We start from the raw sequence: 20,856 nt of genomic DNA, 5'->3' as shown, positions 1-20,856 counted from the left end.
NTCTACCGCGCCGAGGAGGTGATCGCCGACAAGGCGGTGCGCGACCAGCTTCGCGACTGGGAAGCCAAGGGCTATGGCGACCTGCCGATCTGCATGGCCAAGACGCAATACTCCTTCTCGACCGACCCGCTTCTGCGCGGCGCGCCGACCGGCCATACCGTGCCGATCCGCGAGGTGCGCCTGTCCGCCGGCGCGGGCTTCATCGTCGTCATCACCGGCGCGATCATGACCATGCCCGGCCTGCCCCGCACGCCGTCGGCCGAAGTGATCCGCTTCAACGAGCAAGGGCTGATCGAAGGGTTGTTCTGAGGCCCGGCCGGCCGGCGGACATGGCTCCTCGGTATCTGCCGCGGACGGTAGATCGGTCGCGTGATGGAGCCGGTCGCCCTTCCGCCGATCATCGCCATACAACGGCAAAGCCGATTGCGTTCCGAACACGGTGGCGCTAAGCTCGCGCCATGATCAACCCGAACGCACATGCTTGGTGGTGGGCTTCGCTCTAGGCGGGGGTTCACGCATATGCATGTCCAACAACCGCCCGATTGCCGTGGCGGTTTTTTTGTGTCCGTCCGGCGGGCATGAAAGGACCTGGAGATGACCGCCCATATCGCAGCCACGGCGCCGGTCGATGCCTATGTCACCGCCGGGGGCGTGCGCGTTGCGCGCCGGCAGGAACAGGCCGATTACCACACGGCGATCGACCGGATGACGGACGATCTGGACAGCCGCATGGGCGCCGTCCTGTCGTCCAACTATGAATATCCGGGCCGTTATACCCGCTGGGATACGGGCATCATCGATCCGCCGGTGATGATCTCGGCGCGCAAGCGGCAGATGCGCATCGAGGCGCTGAACGCGCGCGGCATCCCGCTGGTGGCGATGATCGGCACCGCGCTTTCCGGACATCCCCACATCGAAACGCTGGACCGGGCCGATGGCGGACTGGATATCGCGATCACCGAACCGGGCGAGATTCTGACCGAGGAGGACCGGTCGCGGAACCCCTCGGTCTTTTCGGTACTGCGCGCCATCGTTTCTCACTTCTCGTCGGACGAGGACGAGGATCTGATGCTGGTCGGCGCGTTCGGCTACGACATCGCCTTCCAGTTCGATCCTGTCGAAGAGACGCTGCCGCGCGATCCCCAACAGCGCGATCTGGTGCTGTTCTTCCCCGACCGCATCCTGGTCGCCGACAATCACGCGGCGCGCGCATGGATCGATTGCTACGAATTCTCGGCCGGCGGCGTGTCGACCGAGGGCATTGCCCGCGCCGAAACGCCGGCGCCTTTCGTGCCCACCGAGACCGTGCCGCCGCGCAGCGACCATGAGCCGGGCGAATATGCGCGGCTGGTCGACCGGGCCAAGCAGCGCTTCGCCTGCGGCGACCTTTTCGAGGTCGTGCCCGGCCAGATGTTCTACGAGCGGGTGGATTCGAAGCCCTCGGCGATCGCCCGGCGGCTGAAGGCGACCAATCCGGCGCCCTATTCCTTCTTCATGAATCTCGGCGAGAACGAGTTCCTGGTGGGCGCCTCGCCGGAAATGTTCGTCCGGGTGACCGGACGGCGCATCGAGACCTGCCCGATCTCGGGCACGATCGCGCGCGGCACCGATGCGATCTCGGATTCCGAGCAGATCCTCAAGCTGCTCAACTCGAAGAAGGACGAGAGCGAGCTGACCATGTGCTCCGATGTCGACCGCAACGACAAGAGCCGGGTGTGCGAACCGGGCTCGGTGCGGGTCATCGGGCGGCGGCAGATCGAGATGTATTCGCGCCTTATCCACACGGTCGACCATGTCGAGGGGCGATTGCGCGAAGGCATGGACGCGTTCGACGGGTTCTTGAGCCACGCATGGGCGGTGACCGTCACCGGCGCGCCGAAACTGTGGGCGATGCGCTTCATCGAAAAGCACGAAAAGAGCCCGCGCGCCTGGTATGGCGGCGCGATCGGCATGGTCAAGTTCAACGGCGACATGAACACCGGGCTGACGCTGCGGACCATCCAGATCAGGGACGGCATCGCGTCGGTGCGGGCCGGCGCGACGCTGCTGTTCGACTCCGACCCGGACGCCGAGGAGGCCGAAACCGAACTCAANGCGCGTCGGCGAGGGCAAGCGCATCCTGCTGGTCGACCACGAGGACAGTTTCGTGCACACGCTGGCCAACTATTTCCGCCAGACCGGCGCCGATGTGCGCACGGTGCGCGCGCCGGTGCCCGATGCCGCCTTCGACGACTTCCGGCCCGATCTGGTGGTGCTGTCGCCCGGACCGGGAAAGCCGAAGGATTTCGACTGCAAGGCGACGATCCGAAAGGCCCGCGCGCGGGACCTGCCGATGTTCGGTGTCTGCCTCGGGCTGCAGGCGTTGACCGAAGCCTATGGCGGATCGCTCCGTCAGCTCGGCTATCCGATGCATGGCAAGCCTTCGCGCATCCGCGTGCACGAGCCCGGCGCGGTGTTCGCCGATCTGCCGCGCGAGATCGTCGTCGGTCGCTATCACTCGATCTTCGCCGATCCGTCGCGCCTGCCCGAGGCGTTCACAGTGACGGCGGAGACCGAGGACGGGATCGTGATGGGCATCGAACACCGGTCCGAGCCGGTGGCGGCCGTCCAGTTCCACCCCGAATCGATCATGACGCTCGGCGGCGATGCGGGCATGAAGATGATCGAAAATGTGGTCGGGCGGCTGGTGGAGCGGGGACAGGCGACGGGGTCGCCGCGATGAGATGGTGGCTGGCTGTGCCTGTCGTTGTGGCCGCGGCCGGACCGGTCTCGGCCGATGAGCTGGCCTTTGGCCGGGCTCTGGTCGCCGACAATTGCGCCCGGTGCCACGCGATCGACGCCGGTGATGCAAGCGCCCACGACGAAGCGCCGGCGTTCCGCACCCTCTTGCGCGATTATCCGGTGGACGCGCTGGAAGAGGCGTTCGCCGAACGGATCGTCACCGGCCATCCGGACATGCCGGAATTCACGGCGACGCCCGAGCAGATCGGCGCGATCATCGGCTATATCGAATCGATCCAGCGGTGACGTGCCGCTTGCAACCGTTGCATCGCTGGCCTACACAGGGCGTCATGATCGACGCCCGCACCATTTCCGCCTCCGATGGCGTGAACACCCGCCCGGCACGCGCCGGCGGCAAGGATGCGTTCGGTCGCGCACTCGGCCTTCTCCTTCTTATCGGCGGCTGCCGGGCCTGATCTTGCGACAGGGCGCCCGGTGGCCGTATCAGACGGCTCCGTTTGACGCCGTTTCGCCCCGTCTTCTTTACATCGTCAATCGAATGGATCAGACACCGCTTGAGAGGCGACTATGCGTCGCCGCCGGGGCGGGCGAAGGATGAAGATCATGAACACGCACGTCACAGCCGCCAAGACGCCGACCAGTGCCGGCATGCCCGACGCGGCCCGAAAATACCGCGCCTATCCGCCGGTCGACCTGCCCGACAGGACATGGCCGTCGAAGACGATCACGACACCGCCGATCTGGTGCTCGGTCGATCTTCGCGACGGCAACCAGGCGTTGATCGAGCCGATGGGACATGAGCGCAAGACGCGGATGTTCGCCCATCTGCTCAAAATGGGCTTCAAGGAGATCGAGATCGGCTTCCCCTCGGCCAGCCAGACCGATTTCGATTTTGCGCGCTGGTGCGTCGAAGAGGGCAATGTGCCCGACGACGTGTCCCTGCAGGTGCTGGTGCAGTGCCGTCCCGAACTGATCGAACGGACCTTCGAATCGCTGGAAGGCGCGCGTCATCCGATCGTCCATTTCTACAATTCCACCAGCGAATTGCAGCGCCGGGTCGTCTTCGGCAAGGATGTCGAAGGCATCAAGCGGATTGCCACGGACGCGGCCAAGCTGGTCACCGACATGGCGGCTAAGGCCGGCGGCGGCTACCGGTTCCAATATTCGCCCGAAAGCTTCACAGGCACGGAATTGGAAGTGGCGCTGGAGATCTGCAACGCGGTCACCGAGATCGTCCAGCCGACGCCCGACCACAAGCTGATCCTCAACCTGCCGGCAACGGTGGAGATGTCGACGCCCAACATCCATGCCGACCAGATCGAATGGATGTGCCGCAACATCGACAAGCGCGACTGCGTCATCGTCTCGCTGCATCCGCACAATGACCGCGGCACCGGCATCGCGGCGACCGAGCTGGGGCTGATGGCCGGCGCCGACCGGGTGGAAGGCACATTGTTCGGCAATGGCGAGCGCACCGGCAATGTCGATCTGGTCACGCTGGCGCTGAACATGTTCACGCAAGGGGTCGATCCGAAGCTGGACATCAGCGACATCAACGCGCTGCGCGATGTCTACGAGCACTGCAACCAGCTCGCCATACCCGAGCGACACCCTTATGTCGGCGAACTGGTCTACACGGCCTTTTCCGGCTCGCACCAGGACGCGATCAACAAGGGCATGAGAGCCCATCGCGAGGCCAGGTCGGACCTTTGGGAGGTGCCCTATCTGCCGATCGATCCGGAGGATGTGGGTCGCAGCTACGAGGCGATCATCCGCATCAACTCGCAGTCGGGCAAGGGCGGCATCGCCTATATATTGCAGGCCGATTACGGGCTGAACCTGCCCCGCAATCTGCAGGTCGAGTTTCGCGAGGTAATCCAGGAGATCACGGACCGCGAAGGGATCGAGCTGTCGTCGGAGCGCATCCACCAGGCGTTCATGGCAACCTATGTCGATCTGCCCAGCCCGCGCATCCGCTTCGTCGGCCACACCACGGCGCCGGATCCGGACGATCCGGAAGGGCGGATCGTCGATGCGGTGCTGATAGACGGCAATGAGGAAATCGGAATTCGCGGTTTCGGCACCGGGCCGATCGACGGGTTCGTCGATGCGATCAATCGCCATTACGAATTGTCGATGACGGTGCGCGACTATTCCGAGCACTCGCTTCAGCACGGTTCGGACGCGGCGGCCATTTGCTACATGGAAATGGACAATGCCGACAAACGCGTCTTCGGCGTCGGCATCAACAAGAACATCGTCGCCGCTTCGCTCGAAGCGATCGTGTCGGCCGTCAATCGGGTTCGGGCGGCTCCGCAAGGCTAGGTTGCGCCCTGCCTGTGAAAAACACCCGCCGATTGCGACCTGCTGCTTTATGCTTTGTTGTGATCGGCGCGGGTTTTGGACTAGGGTCGGGACGGGCCGGGGGGCGGCCCGTCAATGAACAACCATTCAGCCAGGGATCATGAACACGGCAAACGGGACTTCAAGCGGCAGCCAGAACGAACCGGCCGTCAGCCCGGAAGAGGTTCGCGCCGCGCTTGAAGTGGTCGTCAACAGCGAGACCCTGGCCCGCGCCGACCGGGCCCGTTCGCTTCTGGCCTATCTGGTCAAGGCCGAGCAGAACGGCGAGGCCGCGCGCCTGAAGGGTTTCACCATTGCCCAGGACGTGTTCGGCAAGGATGACGATTTCGATCCCGCGATGGATGCGGTCGTGCGCGTTCAGGCCGGCCGGCTGCGCGAACATCTGACGAGCTTTTATGCCGGCGAGGGCAAGGACGAACCGGTCCGCATCACCGTGCCGAAGGGCACCTACGTGCCCTGCTATGTCCGCCGCCCGAGCGCGGCGGGCGCCGCCAGCGCTCCGGCGGCGCGACCCAACGGCAGCGGCGGCCGCCCCGAGGCGCCCCGGATCGTCGATTTCGGAGCTTCGGCGAGCGCGTTCAAGCTGGACCGCACGATCGAGGACGCGCCGCTGGCGGCAACGCGCTCCCTGTCCGACAAGCCGCCGGCCGGCGCTCAGGATGCGCTTCTGAGCCCCTTCATCGTGCGCAACGTCAAGCGATTCTGGCTGGCGCTCGCGATCATCGTGCTGCTGCTGACGGTGATCCTGTTCCTGGTCTGGCGTTGACGCGCCGGTCAGCGCCGGGTTGCGGTGCAAATGCGGGCGGGGCTCTCGCATTGCGCCGGCAAACTTGTTAGGTTCGCGTTAACCATTTGTTGACGGGCAGGGCCGCCATGAGCGCCGACGAGCACAAAGACAATCCCAACACGCGCCTTGTGGACGCGGTGCGGCAGGTCAAGATCGCCGCCGCCGAGCGCAACGATGTCGTCGTGGACATGAAGGAGGCCGACCGCGCGCGGCTGGAAATCCTCGCACAGGAACTCAAGCCGGTGTTCGACGACGTGCCGGCCGACGATGAGCGTTTCGATTTCGCCATCTCGTCGGGCCTGCAGCCGCGCTTGTGGATCGATGCGACCGCGCACGTGATGATGGGCCGCGACCGGCGCACCTACCGTTTCGTGCGCGACACGCGGCTGGGGCGGACGATCCTTGCCGAGGCGACGGCGGTCGATCCGGTGATGTCGGCGGTGACGACCTATATTGCCGAGCGCTTGCACGAACGCGAGATGGCGTTCGCGGCGGACGAGATGGTGACCTATCGGGCCGGCGTCAGCCAGCGCGGGCCTGCGCCGGTCGAGGATGCCGCGGAAACCGCATCAGGCCCCGGCGAGGCAGAGCGGGCGGGGGATGATGCAAGCGTCGCCGAGGCGGCGCCGCTGTCGCGGCGCGAGCGCACCAGCGTCACCCGCATGAGCCGGGTCGGCTGGCTGCTGATCGGCGGTTTCATCGCGCTTGCCGCCGCCGCGCTCTATTTCCAGGATCTTCTGGTCCCGTAGACCGGCCATCGTTTCAGTCGCCGGGATGCAGGTCCCGCTTGTCGGTGAGTTCCAGCGGACCCGTGCCGGTCGTCGCCGACCATTCCTGCAGCGTGCAGGTCCAGCGTTTCGGGTCGCCGTCGATCGAAAACAGATTGTAGGCGCCGGGCGGCCGCCTGGCGCCGGGGGACTGGCCGGCCGCCGGCACGCCGATCACCGGCACGCGCCCACCACCGGGTCCGGCGATCTGGTGACGCTGGGCGAGGTGGGTGTGGCCGTGCAGAACGAGCTCCGCGCCGGCTTGGGCAATCACGTTCTGGAAGAGCGAGATGCCGTAGAGCCGCTTTCGCGGGATCGTCGCGCCGCGCACCGGCGGATGGTGGATGAGAACGATGCGGAACAGGCCGGCATTGCCCGCCTGTTCGAGCGCTTTGCGCAGATTGCGCGCCTGTTCGCCCTCGAACCGGCCGGCGGCGACGAAGGCGGGTGTCGCCACGGCGCTCGATGCGCCGATGATGGCGACCGGGCCGCGCACCCGGACGAACGGGAAGTCGTCGTTCGAGGCGGGCGCGCGCCCATCGTCGCCGGTCATCCAGGGCGCCCAGGCGTGAAAGGCACGGTCGAGCGCGCCGCGCACATAGGCGTCATGATTGCCCGGCACGATGCTGACCCTGTCGGGCACACCCAGTTCTTCCAGCCACAGCGCCGAGGCGCGCAATTCGGCCTCGAGCGCCAGGTTGGTCAGATCGCCGGTGACGGCAATATGGTCGGCGCCGCTCTCGGCGGCGGCGCGCGTCACCCGCTCGAGCGTGGATTCTGCCAGCGCACCGGCGCGGCCGCGATGCCAGTTGATATAGCCGGTGAGCCGCTTGGACATCAGTTCGCGCGCAGAGACCGCCGGCAACGGCCCCAGATGGATGTCCGACAAATGGGCGAGCGAGAAAGTCATCGCGGCTTGGTAAGGGGTTTTTCCGGGAAGTCAAAACCGGCATGATCGGCGTGCGGGCCGGCGGGCGATTCGGCCCCATATCGAGCCGTCGAGCCGCCCATGTCGTTCCGTACGCGCCTTTTTCACCTGTTCTTCATCCTGACCCGGCCGGTCACGCTGGGCGCCCGCGCCATGGTGATCGATGCCGACGAGCGCGTGCTTCTGGTCCGGCACACCTATGTGCCCGGCTGGCACCTGCCGGGCGGCGGCGTGGAGCCGGGCGAGACCGCGCTCGACTGCGTGATCCGCGAGGTGCGCGAGGAGGGCAATGTGGTGGTCGATGGCGAGATGGTGCTGCACGGCCTGTTCCACAACAACGGCGCGTCGCGGCGCGACCATGTGGCGGTCTATGTGTGCCGGACCATCACACGGCGCGCGCCCAAGCGGCCGGACCGGGAGATCGCCGCCGCCGACTTCTTTGCGCTCGACGGTCTGCCCGAAGGCACGACGCCGGCGACCCGGCGGCGCATCGAGGAATGGCGGACGGGGCATCCCCCGGCCGCACGCTGGTGACGCGCGTCAGGCCGCTTTTGCGTCCAGACGGTCGCGGCCGTGCGGTTCCGAAAAATCGATATCAGGCCCGGCGGGAACGATGCGCGTCGGATTGATCGTTTCGTGGCTGCCGTAATAGTGCGCCTTGATGTGGTGCATGTTCACCGTCCCGGCGACGCCGGGCACCTGGTAGAGTTCGCGCGTATAGGCCGAAAGGTTCGGATAGTCCGCGATGCGGCGGATGTTGCATTTGAAGTGGCCGACATAGACCGGGTCGAAACGCACAAGCGTCGTGAAAAGCCGCCAGTCCGCCTCGGTGATCCGGTCGCCGACCAGATAGCGCTGCCGCGACAGGCGCTCTTCCAGCCAATCCAGCGTCTCGAACAGCGGCGTCACCGCTTCCTCGTAGGCGTCCTGGGTGGTGGCGAAGCCGGACTTGTAGACGCCGTTGTTGACCGTGTCGTAGACGCGCTCGTTGACGGCATCGATCTCAGCGCGCAGCGCCTCGGGATAGAAATCCTGCGTGTCGCCGGTCAGTCCGTCGAACGCCGAATTGAACATTCGGATGATTTCGGAGGATTCATTGGAGACGATGGTTCCGGTCTTTTTGTCCCACAGCACCGGGACCGTGACCCGGCCGGTATAGTCCGATTTGGCGCGGGTGTAGATCTGGTGCAGACGGTCTGCGCCGAACAGCCTGTCCCCGGTGGCCGCATCATCGGTTTCGAAGGTCCAGCCCTGATCGCCCATGAAGTGGTGGACGACGGACACATCGATCATGTCTTCGAGCTTTTTGAGCTTGCGAAAGATCAGCGTGCGGTGCGCCCAGGGGCAGGCCAGCGACACATAGAGGTGATAGCGGCCGGCCTCCGCCTCAAAGCCGCTGTCGCCGCCCGGCCCCGCCGTACCGTCCGGCGTCACCCAGTTTCGGAAAGACGAATCCTTGCGGACGAAACGGCCCTTCGTCTTTTTGGTGTCGTACCACTGGTCGTGCCATTCGCCGTCGATCAACAGGCCCATCGCCGTTTCCTCCGTTGCTGTCCCGTATGCCGTCTCAGGCCGGAGATAGGACAAAGTGCGCTCAGGGTCACCGCCCCTATGGCGAACGCACCGTCAACCGATCCGGTTCCCGCCGACATTTTCGCTTTACGGACCGCGTGCACGGTGCTAGCCCGATCCGATCATGTTGACGATCCCGATGCGACGACCACGACGATGAATTTTGCCGGTTTTCCGGCCCCTTGCTGACGTCGTTTTTCCGTATCCGGACCCTTTTCCCATGACCGACCATCTTATTGCGCCCGAACGGGCGGAGTGCGCCGACGCGATCGAAGCCCTGCATGCCGAGGCGTTCGGGCCCGGCCGCTTCACCCGCGCGGCATTCCGGCTGCGCGAGCAGGGACCGCACGATCCCGCGCTTTCCTTCGTCGCCCTGTCGCCGGGCGGCGATCTGCTCGGCTCTGTGCGGCTGACACCGGTCGTCACGGCGGAAAGCGGCCATCGCGGCCATCTGCTGGGGCCGCTGGCGGTGGCGCCCGACTACAAGAACCAGGGTTTCGGGCGCGCGCTGGTGCGGCGCGCGGTGGATGCCGCGTCGGCGACGCCGGGCAGCGCTTACGTGCTGCTGGTGGGCGATGCGCCCTATTACGCGCCGCTCGGTTTCCGGCAGGTGCCTGCCGGGCGCCTGCGGCTGCCCGGCCCGGTCGATCCGCGCCGGCTTCTGGCTCATCCGTCGGGCAACGATGAGATCATCCAAGAGCTGGCCGGTCTGGTCGGCTACGACCACGGGCAAGCCTTTCCGGCTGCGCAAGGCTGCGCCGGCTGACCTGGAGCCGCATACGACCGGGGCGGACCGTTACTCCGCCTTGCCCTCATCGTCCTTTTTCAGCGCGTTGAGCTTGGCGAAGACGGCATCGGCATCGATCTCGTCCTCGTCGCTCGCGGGCGCCGGCGTATGCGTGTCGCCGCTTTGAAAGACCGGCATGGATTCGGTCTGAGCGGCGGGCAGCAGCGTGTCGCCGGCCTCGGGTTCGGGCTCGGCCGGGCGGTTCTTGGCGGCTTTCTGCACTTCCATGTCCAGATCGATCTGCGAGCACAGGCCGAGCGCCACCGGATCGACCGGCTGCAGATTGGCCGAGTTCCAGTGAGTGCGGTTGCGCACCTGTTCGATCGTGTTCTTGGTGGTGCCGACGAGACGCGAGATCTGCGCGTCCTTCAGCTCGGGATGGTAGCGCACCAGCCACAGGATTGCGTTGGGCCGGTCCTGACGCTTGGAGACCGGCGTATAGCGCGGGCCCTTGCGCTTGGCCTGCGGCACGCGAACCTTGGGATCGGACAGTTTGAGGACATGGTTGGGGTCGGCTTCGCCCTTTTCGATCTCTTCGCGCGAAAGCTGGCCGGTGGTCACCGGGTCGAGCCCCTTGATGCCCTGCGCCGCTTCCTCGTCGGCGATCGCCTTGACCTCGAGCGGATGCAGCGCACAAAATCTGGCAATCTGGTCGAAGGTGAGGCCGGTATTGTCGACCAGCCAAACGGCGGTCGCCTTGGGCATGAGAAGCTGGTTTGCCATCTGCGTGAACCTTTCGTGCGAATAAAGCTTTGCCGTTCGTCCGCGCCGGTGTCGCGGGCGTGGGCTGAGCCACCAATGTCCGGAAGATTTTGCCGATATACGCCGCGCGGCGCCCGAGTGCAATGCCGCGCATGGCTGTGAACAGTCATCTTTGTTTCATCAAAGCGTCACGCGACTGTCACCGGTCCGGGAAAAGACGGCTCCATCGCTGACCCGAGGGAGCTTCCACCATGCGCACAATCCTGTTGTCGTCCGCCGCCGCTGTCGCCTTGTCCGCCGCCCTTGCGGCACACGCCCATGCCGACGCCTTCAACCGTGTCGCTTCCTTTCCGGTCAACGCGAACATCCCCGGCGAAATGGGGCAGGAGAGCGAAAGCTCCGCCGAGATCATCGATGCGACCGAGGACGGCATGATGCTGGTCTATTCGGACAGCCCGCTGGGCGGCATCGGCATGATCGACATTTCCGATCCGGCCAATCCGGCCGCCGCCGGCTTTGTCGCGCTCGACGGCGAGCCGACCGCCGTCGCCGTGCGGGCCGGCCATGCCATTGTCGGGCTGAACACGTCGGAAAGCTACACCGAACCGTCCGGCACGATCGTTTCGGTCGATCTTTCTTCGGGTGAAGTCGCCCATAGCTGCGATCTGGGCGGTCAACCCGATTCGGTTGCCGTGTCGCCCGATGGTTCGCTGGTGGCGATCGCCATCGAGAACGAGCGCGACGAGGACCTCGATGACGGCGTCATCCCGCAAATGCCGGCCGGCTTTGCCGTCACCTTTGCGCTCGATGGCAGTGCGATCGATTGCGACAGCCGGGTCGTTGCCGATCTGACCGGCCTGGCCGAGGTGGCTGGCGATGATCCGGAGCCGGAGTTCGTCGACATCAACGCGGCCAATGAAGTCGTCGTCACGCTGCAGGAGAACAACCATATCGCCATCTTCAACGGCGAGACCGGAGAGATCGTCTCGCACTTTTCCGCGGGCGCGGTCGATCTCGACAATGTCGATATCGACGAAGAGCGCGCGCTGACCTTCGACGGCACGCTCCAAGGCGTCGTCCGCGAGCCCGATGCGGTGAAATGGCTGGACGAGAACCGGATCGTCACGGCGAACGAGGGCGATTATGAAGGCGGATCGCGCGGCTTCACCATCTTCTCCAAGGACGGCGACGCGCTCTACGAAAGCGGCCTTTCGTTTGAATATGAAGTGGCGATGATCGGCCACTATCCCGAGCGTCGCTCCGGCAACAAGGGTGTCGAGCCCGAGGGCATGGAGGTCGCCGAGATCGGTGGCGCGACCCACATCTTCCTCCTCAGCGAACGCGGCTCGGTGATCGGCGTCTACCGGGACAATCCGGAGGGCGAGCCGGAACTGGTGCAGATCCTGCCGACGGCGCTGGGCCCGGAAGGCGCGGTGGCCATCCCCGGACGCAATCTCGTGGCGGTGGCCAATGAAGTGGACCTGATCGAGGATGGCGGCGTGCGCAGCCATGTCACGATCTACGAGCTGGGCGAGGGTGAAGCGCAATATCCGACGATCCGCTCGATGATGGACGATGCGGGCCGCCCGGTCGGCTTTGGCGCCCTGTCGGGACTGGCGGCCGATCCCGAGCAGCCGGGCATTCTGTACGCTGTCAACGACTCGTTCTACGCGATGCAGCCGACGATCTTCACGATCGACGCCAACCAGACACCGGCCCGGATCATTGCGGCAACGCGCGTGACGCGCGGCGGGGCCAACGCCCAGCTTCTCGATCTGGAAGGCATCACACCGGACGGAGAGGGCGGGTTCTGGCTGGCCTCGGAAGGCCGCACCGACCGGATGATCCCGCACGGGCTCTACCATGTGAACGCCGATGGCGAGATCGAGGAAAGCGTCGCTTTCCCGCCCGAACTGCTGGCGGTCGAAAAGCGGTTCGGCGCCGAAGGCGTGACCAGGGTCGGCGATACGCTGTGGGTCGCCATCCAGCGCGAATGGGCCGATGACGAGGACGGTTTCGTCAAGCTGGTCGCCTACAACACCGGAACCGAAGAATGGGGCGCGGTGCGCTATCCGCTCGAGCAAAAGGGCGCCGGCTGGGTCGGCCTGTCGGAGATCGTCGCCCATGGCGACCATGTCTACATCATCGAGCGCGACAACCAGATCGGCGCTGCGGCCGCGCTGAAGAAGATTTTCCGCGTGCCGCTGGCCGAGATGCAGCCGGCCGCACTTGGCGGTGAGCTTCCGGTCGTCAGCAAGGAAGAGGTGCGCGACCTTCTGCCCGATATGGCGGCCTTCGGCGGCTATGCGCTCGACAAGGTCGAGGGGCTCGCGGTGGACACCAATGGCGACTTCTTCGCGGTCACCGACAATGACGGCGTGGACGACTCAAACGGCGAGACGCTGTTCATGCGCCTCGGCCAGCTCGAAGGCTCCTGATCAAAGGCTGCCCGTCGTATCAGAAATGAAAACCGGGCCATGCGCCCGGCCTTCCTTGTTTTGCCGAGGCTCAGGCGACGTCGAGCACGATCTTGCCGGTGTGGGCGCTTTCCTCCATCCGCTCATGGGCGCGCCATGCGTCGGCGAGCGGGAAGATCATGTCGATGACCGGCGCGACCTTGCGCTGTTCGAGAAGCGGCCAGACGGCCTCGTCCAGTTCGCTGGCCAGCCGTGCCTTGAACTCGACTGAGCGGGCGCGCAGCGTCGAACCGGTATGCGTCAGCCGCTTCATCATCAGCTTGGAGAAGTCGGCCTCCGCTTTGCGGCCTTTCAGAAAGGCGATCTGGACGATGCGCCCGTCAATGGCTGCGGCCGAATAGTTGCGGTCGATATAGTCGCCGCCGACCATGTCGAGGATGACGTCGGCGCCGTGCCCGTCGGTCGCGTTCCTGACCGCATCGACGAAATCCTCGCTGCGATAGTTGATCGCCCGGTGGGCACCAAGCGCGACGCAGGCCTTGCATTTTTCGTCGGTGCCCGCGGTGACGATCACCCGTGCCCCGAAGGCGACGGCAAGCTGGATCGCGGTCGTGCCGATCCCCGATGCGCCGCCATGCACCAGCATTGTCTCGCCGCGCCCGAGGCCGCCGCGCTCGAACACATTGTGCCAGACGGTGAAAAAGGTTTCCGGAACGGCGGCCGCTTCGGTGAAGGTGAAGCCGGCGGGCAGCGGCAGGCAATTGCTGGCATGGGCGATGCAATATTCCGCATAGCCGCCGCCGGGAACCAGCGCGCAGACCTGGTTGCCGGCGGACCAGCGCGAGACGCCCTCGCCGAGCGCGTCGATCGTGCCGGAGACTTCAAGCCCCGGCAGGTCGCTTGCGCCCTTGGGCGGCGGGTAGGCGCCCTGCCGCTGGAGCATGTCCGGACGGTTCACGCCCGCGGCGCGCACTGCAATGCGCACCTCGCCGGGTCCGGGTTCGGGGATCGGTCGCTGGACGGGTTGAAGGACCTTGGGGCCACCCGGTTCCGTGATGGCGATTGCGTTCATTTGCGGCATGTCTGATTATCCTGAGGTCTGGAATTGGGGCGTCTGTTGACGAGATGGTTGCGAGTGGCAACAGGCGAAGATTTGGGAGGCGGACATGATGGACGATGAAAAGCAGACGGCCTCGACGGCCGCTCATGTGATCGGCCGGGACATTGCGTCGATGTCGGTCGACGAGCTGGAACGGACTATCGACCGCCTGCGCGAGGAAATCGCGCGGATCGAGGCCGAAATCGACGCCCGCGCGGTCACGCGCAGTGCCGCCGATGCAATTTTTCGAAAATAATGCGTCAGTGCCGGCCAATTCGCAAACCCGTTAACCGTGTGTTAAGCTTTACGGGTGTTAACTGGAATGGTTCGAATTTTGTTCGAATTCAACCAGAGTGACTTCGTTGCTTTGTTTGACGCCTCCCTGTTTAACTCCTGAGAGCCGTTTTTACGGCTCTTTTTTTTACCTGATCTGGGATGGGACCGGCGGCGTGGGGCGTTAACCCTCCGTTAAGGATGCGCTTGCCCTCCTGTGCGAAAAGTCGGACAATCGTGGCGTTCAGCAGCGCGGCGCGCCAAAAGGTGCCTGCGAACGTCAGCAGGGATCGATCGGCATGTCAGGCGGCTCAAACACCATCCGTTTCATCGACCACAAGGTGGCATCGTCGTCCTTCACCGAGCTTTACGGCGAGGGGATGCAACTGGTCGAGGAAACGGCGGCCTATCTGGACGGGGAAGGCCGCAAGGAGGCCAAACGGCTGGGCCGGTCGACGGCGACGCTCTATGCGGCCGAGTCGATGCGGCTGACGACCCGGCTCATGCAGATGGCATCCTGGCTGCTGCTGCAGCGGGCGCTCGCCAACGGCGAAATGACATCGGACCAGGTGGACAGCGAAAAAAGCAAGATCCGCCTCGACACGATCTCGCCGGCTGCCGATCTGGAAAACTGGAACAATCTGCCCGAACGGTTCCGGGCGCTGGTTCACCGGTCGCTGCGCCTGCAGGCGCGCATGCAGCGCATGGATCTCGATCTTGGCGCCGACGATGCCGCCCGGTTCGACGACATCTCCGCCGACAATCCGGTCAACACGCAGATCAACCTGCTCAAGACGGCCTTTGGTGACCGGTGACCCTCTGGTCCGCCGTCCGATCACGCGCCGATACCGGCTGAAAACTATTTGTTCCTTTGTTTCAGCGCGGCGCTGTAATATGGCGCGCAGGGCAATGGCAGGGGCATTTTCGGGGATATCGGCATGACACGACGCTACTTCGGCACGGACGGGATTCGCGGCACCGCCAACAAGTCGCCGATGACGCCGGAGATCGCGATGAAGGTGGGCATGGCCGCCGGCGTCGCCTTCCAGCGCGGCCGGCACCGCCACCGCGTGGTGATCGGCAAGGACACCCGCCTGTCCGGCTACATGATCGAGAACGCGCTGGTTGCCGGCTTCACCGCCACGGGCATGGACGTGTTCCTTCTCGGCCCGGTGCCGACGCCGGGCGTTGCCATGCTGACGCGGTCGCTGCGCGCCGATATCGGCGTGATGATCTCGGCGTCGCACAACGCCTTCCAGGACAATGGCATCAAGCTGTTCGGGCCGGACGGGCACAAGCTGTCCGACGAGATCGAGATGAAGATCGAGCGGCACATGAACGAGGATCTGTCGGGCAAGATGGCCAAACCGGCCGACATCGGCCGGGCCAAGCGCGTCGATGGCGATCTGTTCCGCTACATCGAGTTCGCCAAGCGGACCTTCCCGCGCGCCATGTCGCTGTCCAAGCTGCGCGTCGTCGTCGATTGCGCCAATGGCGCGGCGTACAAGGCCGCACCCTCCGCGCTTTGGGAACTGGGCGCCGATGTGGTGCCCATCCACGACAAGCCCGACGGCATGAACATCAACCGCGATTGCGGCTCGACCAACCCCAACTCGCTGCGTGCCAAAGTGCTGGAAGTGCGCGCCGATCTCGGCATCGCGTTCGATGGCGATGCTGACCGCATGCTTATCGTCGACGAAAAGGGCACGGTGGTCGATGGCGACCAGTTGATGGCCACGATCGCCGATGACTGGAAGCGCAACGAGATGCTGCGCGGCGGCGGGATCGTCGCGACGGTGATGTCCAATCTCGGCCTGGAACGCTATCTCGATGCGCAGGGGCTGGCACTGGCGCGCACCAAGGTGGGCGACCGCTATGTGGTCGAGCACATGCGCGCGCATGGCTACAATGTCGGCGGCGAGCAATCGGGACACATCATCCTGTCCGATTATGCGACGACCGGCGACGGGCTGATCAGCGCCTTGCAGATCATGGGCTGCATCGTCGGAAGCGGAAAACCGGCAAGCGAGGTGTGCGCCAAGTTCGAGCCGGTGCCGCAGGTACTCAAGAATGTGCGGTTCGGCGGCGGCAAGCCGCTGGAAGACAAGCGGGTCAAGAGCGCTGTCGACGATGCCCGCGAAAAGCTCGGCAATACGGGCCGTCTCGTCATCCGCCCGTCGGGCACCGAGCCGCTGATCCGCGTGATGGCCGAGGGCGACGATCCGGTGCTGGTCGAGAGCGTTGTCGACGGGATCGTCGGCGTCATCGCCGATCTGAAGACGGCCGCCTGAACAAACCTTCCGCACATCGCTCCGCCGGCGCGCAGGTGCCTGTCAGTGCTCGTTGTCGCCTGTTCATGGTCAACAAACATGGTCAACAGACACGGTTAAGTGCACTTTAACCTTTCATGGTCATTCTTCCCGAGAGCTTTAACCTTGCCCGCAGACGAACATGCCGGGTTGTTCGAGGGAACGAGTATGAACCATGCAGCCATGAAACTTGCTGCGTCGGCCGCCATGGTGGTCACGCTTGGCATGTCCGCAAACGCGGCCGACATCATAGAGCCGGTCGTCATCGAGACGCCGGTGCATTACCCCGAAGCCGTTCCGGCCAAGGTGTCAGGCTGGTACATCCGTGGCGATGTGGGCTATCTTTGGAGCGACTTTCGCGGCGCGGACTATCTGACCTACGGCGCGGGCGTTGCCGGTCATCCCGGCCTGCTGGAGGGTGAACTCAAGGGCTCGTTGTCCGTCGGCGGCGGCGTCGGCTACCAGATCAGCCATTATCTGCGCACCGATCTGACGCTCGACTACAACTTCAAGTCCGATTTCACCGGTACCTCGTCCGGCACCTGCACGATCGTCGGCGGCGGCGGACCCGCGGCTTGCTCGTCCACCGACACCACCGGCTACCACGCCTGGACGCTGCTGGCGAACGCCTATGTCGATCTGGGCACCTACAAGGGCATCACCCCCTATGTCGGCGCAGGTCTCGGCGGCGTCTACATGAAGTGGGACGATCTGAACAACACGATCGGGCCGGGCTTCGACCAGTCGGGCACGATCACCCACAGCGGTACGTCCGACTGGCGCTTTGCCTACGCGCTGATGGCCGGTGCCTCCTATGCGGTCAACCATCGGCTGTCGGTCGATCTCGGCTATCGCTACAAGCACATTTCCGGCGGACGCATGTTCGAATATGCCAGCGCCACCGGCCCGGGCTTCGACCGCGCGATCAATGTCCACGAAGTGCGGGCAGGCCTGCGCTACAAGTTCGGCGAATCGCACCAGCCCTACACGCCGCCGCCGCCGGTCTACGAGCCGCCGGTCGTCTACAAGTAAGCGGCCTTCCGCCATCATCGCAGAAGCCCGGCTGTCCTGCAGCCGGGCTTTTTGCCGTCTGCCCAGGCGGTGATGCCGATGCGTACGACCGGTAGCGTTTGTTCGGGCCGGTCTGCACCGGGTTCCACGAGCCGTCGGCCGGCTGGCGGTTTTTTCCGTAGGCGGGAGTGTGTGACGGTGACGGCTGATAGAACCTGACCAGCTCATGATGTTTTGTCCATCATGACCAACCATCGACATCAACGCTGAACTTGCCCCGTGGCTATCCCGCCGTGGGCTTTTTTGTCGGTCTCAAACTGGTTTCGTCGATACGCGTGTCAGCCATGCCCATGCAAGGAGCTGTTAGGGGGAGTTGCCTTTCCGGACAGCTTGCTGATTATTTGGAGCTGATCCCAGCCAATCGAGCCGAGCGCATGTCCAACAATTCTGATCAATCTTCGCCCGTTTCACTGCGCGAGATGGAGCAGCGGGTGGCGCGACTCGAGGATGATGAGCTGGCAGCCGCGCGCAAACTCTACAATCACGCCCGTTGGATGGTGTCGCTGTTCATTGTGTTCATCAGCGTGATATTCGCGACGGTCGCGTTCATTCAGTTGTCCCAGTCAAATACGTACTTTGAGCAGATCGAGGCCGTTCTCGATCAAGGTCGAGAGGACATTGAAAAACTGACCGGGGGCGCTGGGTTTACCGGATACAGGCTTGACGGTGAATTCATCGACAACAATTTTCAAATGTATTGGAATGGTAGAAGTATTTATAGCGAAGATCGAAAGGCCGCTGAGCTTGTTTTTATTGGTAACATGTCAATGTATTCTATCGATGATCGGGTTGGTGATCTGGTGCTATCCGGAATTGAGTGGGATCATCAATCAATATTCACTCGTGTGTTCAGTGACTTGAGGGAAGATAGCCCATTGTTCTACAGGGCAATTTTGAGTAATGCGTCCCGGCCAACTGTCGTCAAAGAGGTATCTCCTGTCGGACAAACCGTCGGGGTCGTAATGCCTTTCCGGTATCGAGCAGAGTTCAACAGTTGCGATCAGTATGACAGGTTTGTGGCAATCGTACGTGGTGATCCGCCGCATCTGAGGACGGTGTTCACGCCCTTGTTTGCAAATGCAGTGCGGCCAGTTGGTCCGACTGACATCGCGGTCGAGCTGGTCGAGACGTTTCCGTTCCCCGAATGCGACTTGCTGCCAGCGTCTTTCAGCGTGCGCGAACTCATGCAGGAAGGCGAGACGGAGCAGTAGTTTGGATTGCGTCGATGCCGAAGCCTTTGCGGCCCCTTTTTGATTGCCAAGTACGATTTTGTTTCTTTCATGTTCCGTTGTTGAACAGGGATGGATGCCATGCCGCAGCGCACCCGAAAATTGGAGCGCCGGGGCTGGTATCGGCACCCCCGGCACCGCGATCCCGATGACGGGCTGTTCTGGCAGTGCCGCCTGAAGATGGGGCGCGTGCACCGCGGGCCGACCGGCTGGGTCTGGACCAGTTATTGCGGCGATCGTGCTTGGGGTTTGAAGGCGAGCAAGGAAGAGGCCAAGCGCGAGGTCGAGAAGCGCGCCGATCTGGGCCGAATCACCGCGCAGTGCTGGCCGAAGGGTTGACCGGTGGCCTTGGCAGGTTCACCCGGTCGGATGATGGAACATCCATGCAACCTGCTGTGTCAGTTCTGTGCCACTTTTCCCGACATGTTCATGCACCGTTCGTCCCAAACCTGCAAAACTTGCACGGTAAGAGACCATCAGACTTGAAGGAATGCAAGGGTTCCGGTATGCGCGGCGGCGGGACACCTCCCCCCAACGGGAGGCAGCTATCTGAAAGGGTAGAGACATGACAGCTGACCCCGTCAAGCCGGACATTCGTCCGGCCAATATCCGTTTTTCATCCGGCCCCTGCGCGAAGCGTCCGAACTGGTCTGCCGACCGGCTCGAAACGGCTCCGCTTGGCCGTTCCCACAGATCCAGGATCGGCAAGGCCCGGCTCCAGCTGGCGATCGAGCTGACGCGCGAGTTGCTGCGCGTTCCGGACGATTACCGCATCGGCATCGTGCCGGCGTCCGACACCGGAGCCGTCGAGATGGCCATGTGGTCGCTGCTCGGCGCGCGCGGCGTCGACATGGTTGCCTGGGAGAGTTTCGGCTCGGGCTGGGTGACCGATGTCGTCAAGCAGCTCAGGCTGGACGATGCGCGCACGATCTCGGCCGATTATGGCGAACTGCCGGACTTGTCTCAGATCGATTTCGACCGCGATGTCGTCTTCACCTGGAACGGCACGACATCGGGCGTGCGCGTGCCGGACGGCGACTTCATCCCGGCCGACCGGCAAGGCCTGACGATCTGCGACGCCACGTCGGCCGCTTTCGCCCAGCGGCTTGATTTCGCCAAGCTCGATGTCACCACTTTCTCCTGGCAGAAAGTGCTGGGCGGCGAGGGCGGCCATGGCGTCATCATCCTTTCGCCGCGTGCCGTCGAACGCCTCGAAGCCTACACGCCGGCCTGGCCGCTGCCGAAGATCTTCCGCCTGACCAAGGGCGGCAAGCTGATCGAGGGCATCTTCAGGGGCGAGACGATCAACACGCCCTCCATGCTGTGCGTCGAGGACTATATCGATGCGCTTCAATGGGCCAGATCGATCGGCGGGCTGGACGCGATGATCGCCCGCGCCGACGCCAATCTCGATGCCATCCAGTCCTTTGTCGACAGTGTCGACTGGCTGGAGAATCTCGCCGCCGATCCGCAGACGCGCTCCAACACGTCCGTGTGCCTGAAGATCACCGACCCGGCTGTCACGGCCATGGACGAGGCCGGGCAGGCCGCGTTCGCCAAGGCGATGGTCTCGGCGCTGGACGCCGAAGGCGCGGCACTCGACATCGGCGCCTATCGCGACGCGCCGCCGGGCCTGCGCATCTGGGCCGGCGGCACTGTCGAGACCGCCGATCTCAAGGCGCTGATGCCCTGGCTGCAATGGGCTTTCGACATGCAGAAGGCGTCGCTCAAACAGGCGGCCTGATTCCCCTTGCGCCATCCCCTCGTGCTTCGAGGCTCGCAACCATTCCCTCATCGTGAGGTGCGAGC

The 20,856-nt window shown here is 64.3% G+C and carries 19 protein-coding genes and 2 pseudogenes; 17 read left to right on the top strand and 4 right to left on the bottom strand.

All coding sequences use genetic code 11. The features are described 5' to 3' along the window. Positions 1–3: 3 nt before the first annotated feature. The 7 genes and pseudogenes from DEM25_RS18535 to DEM25_RS17980 form a co-directional block, all read left to right on the top strand. Positions 4–309: pseudogene (locus DEM25_RS18535) on the top strand (formate--tetrahydrofolate ligase); the annotation flags it as partial. A gap of 285 nt (positions 310–594) precedes the next feature. Continuing rightward, positions 595–2,722 (top strand): annotated as a pseudogene (locus DEM25_RS15820) (anthranilate synthase). After that, positions 2,719–3,027, top strand: coding sequence for a c-type cytochrome (locus DEM25_RS15815; RefSeq protein WP_109767545.1), 309 nt, complete (start codon positions 2,719–2,721; stop codon positions 3,025–3,027). The pseudogene DEM25_RS15820 and the gene DEM25_RS15815 overlap by 4 nt, the downstream one beginning before the upstream one ends. A gap of 44 nt (positions 3,028–3,071) precedes the next feature. Then, positions 3,072–3,197: a hypothetical protein gene (locus tag DEM25_RS18315; protein WP_281004550.1), complete on the top strand. Its 126-nt coding sequence runs from the start codon at positions 3,072–3,074 to the stop codon at positions 3,195–3,197. A gap of 193 nt (positions 3,198–3,390) precedes the next feature. Continuing rightward, the gene (gene leuA / locus DEM25_RS15810; RefSeq protein WP_196780423.1) at positions 3,391–5,067 is read left to right on the top strand and encodes a 2-isopropylmalate synthase; all 1,677 of its coding nucleotides are present in this window, start codon (positions 3,391–3,393) and stop codon (positions 5,065–5,067) included. Between the two features lie 139 nt (positions 5,068–5,206). Beyond that, positions 5,207–5,872 (top strand): hypothetical protein, encoded by a 666-nt coding sequence (locus DEM25_RS15805; RefSeq protein WP_109767543.1) that lies wholly within the window; start codon positions 5,207–5,209, stop codon positions 5,870–5,872. Between the two features lie 107 nt (positions 5,873–5,979). Further along, positions 5,980–6,642: a hypothetical protein gene (locus DEM25_RS17980; protein WP_196780408.1), complete on the top strand. Its 663-nt coding sequence runs from the start codon at positions 5,980–5,982 to the stop codon at positions 6,640–6,642. Positions 6,643–6,655: 13 nt separating this feature from the next. Here DEM25_RS17980 and DEM25_RS15795 read toward each other — a convergent pair whose 3' ends face one another. After that, positions 6,656–7,570: a metallophosphoesterase family protein gene (locus tag DEM25_RS15795; RefSeq protein ID WP_109767542.1), complete on the bottom strand. Its 915-nt coding sequence runs from the start codon at positions 7,568–7,570 to the stop codon at positions 6,656–6,658. Between the two features lie 99 nt (positions 7,571–7,669). Here DEM25_RS15795 and DEM25_RS15790 point away from each other — a divergent pair, with 99 nt between their 5' ends. Beyond that, positions 7,670–8,122, top strand: a complete 453-nt coding sequence (locus DEM25_RS15790; protein WP_109767541.1) for an NUDIX domain-containing protein — start codon at positions 7,670–7,672, stop codon at positions 8,120–8,122. A 6-nt stretch (positions 8,123–8,128) separates the two neighbouring features. Here DEM25_RS15790 and DEM25_RS15785 read toward each other — a convergent pair whose 3' ends face one another. Next, complete coding sequence (locus tag DEM25_RS15785) at positions 8,129–9,121, bottom strand: glutathione S-transferase family protein (protein ID WP_109767540.1); 993 nt, start codon at positions 9,119–9,121, stop codon at positions 8,129–8,131. A gap of 259 nt (positions 9,122–9,380) precedes the next feature. Between DEM25_RS15785 and DEM25_RS15780 the strand changes: the two genes are divergently transcribed. Then, positions 9,381–9,926 (top strand): GNAT family N-acetyltransferase, encoded by a 546-nt coding sequence (locus DEM25_RS15780; protein WP_109767539.1) that lies wholly within the window; start codon positions 9,381–9,383, stop codon positions 9,924–9,926. Positions 9,927–9,956: 30 nt separating this feature from the next. Here the strand turns inward: DEM25_RS15780 and DEM25_RS15775 are convergent, their stop codons facing one another. Continuing rightward, positions 9,957–10,670, bottom strand: a complete 714-nt coding sequence (locus DEM25_RS15775; RefSeq protein WP_109767538.1) for a DUF1013 domain-containing protein — start codon at positions 10,668–10,670, stop codon at positions 9,957–9,959. Between the two features lie 230 nt (positions 10,671–10,900). On the opposite strand from DEM25_RS15775, the gene DEM25_RS15770 reads away from it, so the two are divergent. Beyond that, positions 10,901–13,087 (top strand): esterase-like activity of phytase family protein, encoded by a 2,187-nt coding sequence (locus DEM25_RS15770; RefSeq protein ID WP_109767537.1) that lies wholly within the window; start codon positions 10,901–10,903, stop codon positions 13,085–13,087. A 70-nt stretch (positions 13,088–13,157) separates the two neighbouring features. On the opposite strand, the gene DEM25_RS15765 is transcribed toward DEM25_RS15770, so the two are convergent. Continuing rightward, positions 13,158–14,138 carry an NAD(P)H-quinone oxidoreductase gene (locus DEM25_RS15765; protein ID WP_109767536.1) on the bottom strand — a complete coding sequence of 327 codons (981 nt, stop codon included), beginning with the start codon at positions 14,136–14,138 and terminating at the stop codon, positions 13,158–13,160. A 94-nt stretch (positions 14,139–14,232) separates the two neighbouring features. Here DEM25_RS15765 and DEM25_RS15760 point away from each other — a divergent pair, with 94 nt between their 5' ends. The 7 genes from DEM25_RS15760 to DEM25_RS15730 all read left to right on the top strand — a co-directional run bounded on the left by DEM25_RS15760 (position 14,233) and on the right by DEM25_RS15730 (position 20,791). Beyond that, complete coding sequence (locus tag DEM25_RS15760; protein ID WP_109767535.1) at positions 14,233–14,421, top strand: DUF1192 domain-containing protein; 189 nt, start codon at positions 14,233–14,235, stop codon at positions 14,419–14,421. A 316-nt stretch (positions 14,422–14,737) separates the two neighbouring features. Continuing rightward, entirely contained in the window at positions 14,738–15,253 is a 516-nt protein-coding gene (gene rcdA, locus DEM25_RS15755) for a protease adaptor protein RcdA (protein ID WP_109767534.1), read from the top strand. A 123-nt stretch (positions 15,254–15,376) separates the two neighbouring features. After that, a complete protein-coding gene (glmM, locus tag DEM25_RS15750) occupies positions 15,377–16,729 on the top strand; it encodes a phosphoglucosamine mutase (RefSeq protein WP_109767533.1) in 1,353 nt (450 codons plus the stop codon). Positions 16,730–16,930: 201 nt separating this feature from the next. Then, complete coding sequence (locus DEM25_RS15745; protein WP_245412939.1) at positions 16,931–17,779, top strand: outer membrane protein; 849 nt, start codon at positions 16,931–16,933, stop codon at positions 17,777–17,779. A 272-nt stretch (positions 17,780–18,051) separates the two neighbouring features. Then, positions 18,052–19,029, top strand: coding sequence for a hypothetical protein (locus tag DEM25_RS15740; RefSeq protein WP_109767531.1), 978 nt, complete (start codon positions 18,052–18,054; stop codon positions 19,027–19,029). A gap of 99 nt (positions 19,030–19,128) precedes the next feature. Continuing rightward, entirely contained in the window at positions 19,129–19,386 is a 258-nt protein-coding gene (locus DEM25_RS15735) for a hypothetical protein (protein ID WP_147393343.1), read from the top strand. A 226-nt stretch (positions 19,387–19,612) separates the two neighbouring features. Beyond that, positions 19,613–20,791: a phosphoserine transaminase gene (locus DEM25_RS15730; protein WP_109767529.1), complete on the top strand. Its 1,179-nt coding sequence runs from the start codon at positions 19,613–19,615 to the stop codon at positions 20,789–20,791. The last annotated feature ends 65 nt before the right edge of the window (positions 20,792–20,856 follow it).

This window comes from Oceaniradius stylonematis, assembly GCF_003149475.2.
Classification (GTDB): Bacteria; Pseudomonadota; Alphaproteobacteria; order Rhizobiales; family Rhizobiaceae; genus Roseitalea; species Roseitalea stylonematis.
The sequence above is the reverse complement of the archived record's forward strand: the minus strand, read 5'-3'. Positions and strand labels throughout refer to the sequence as shown.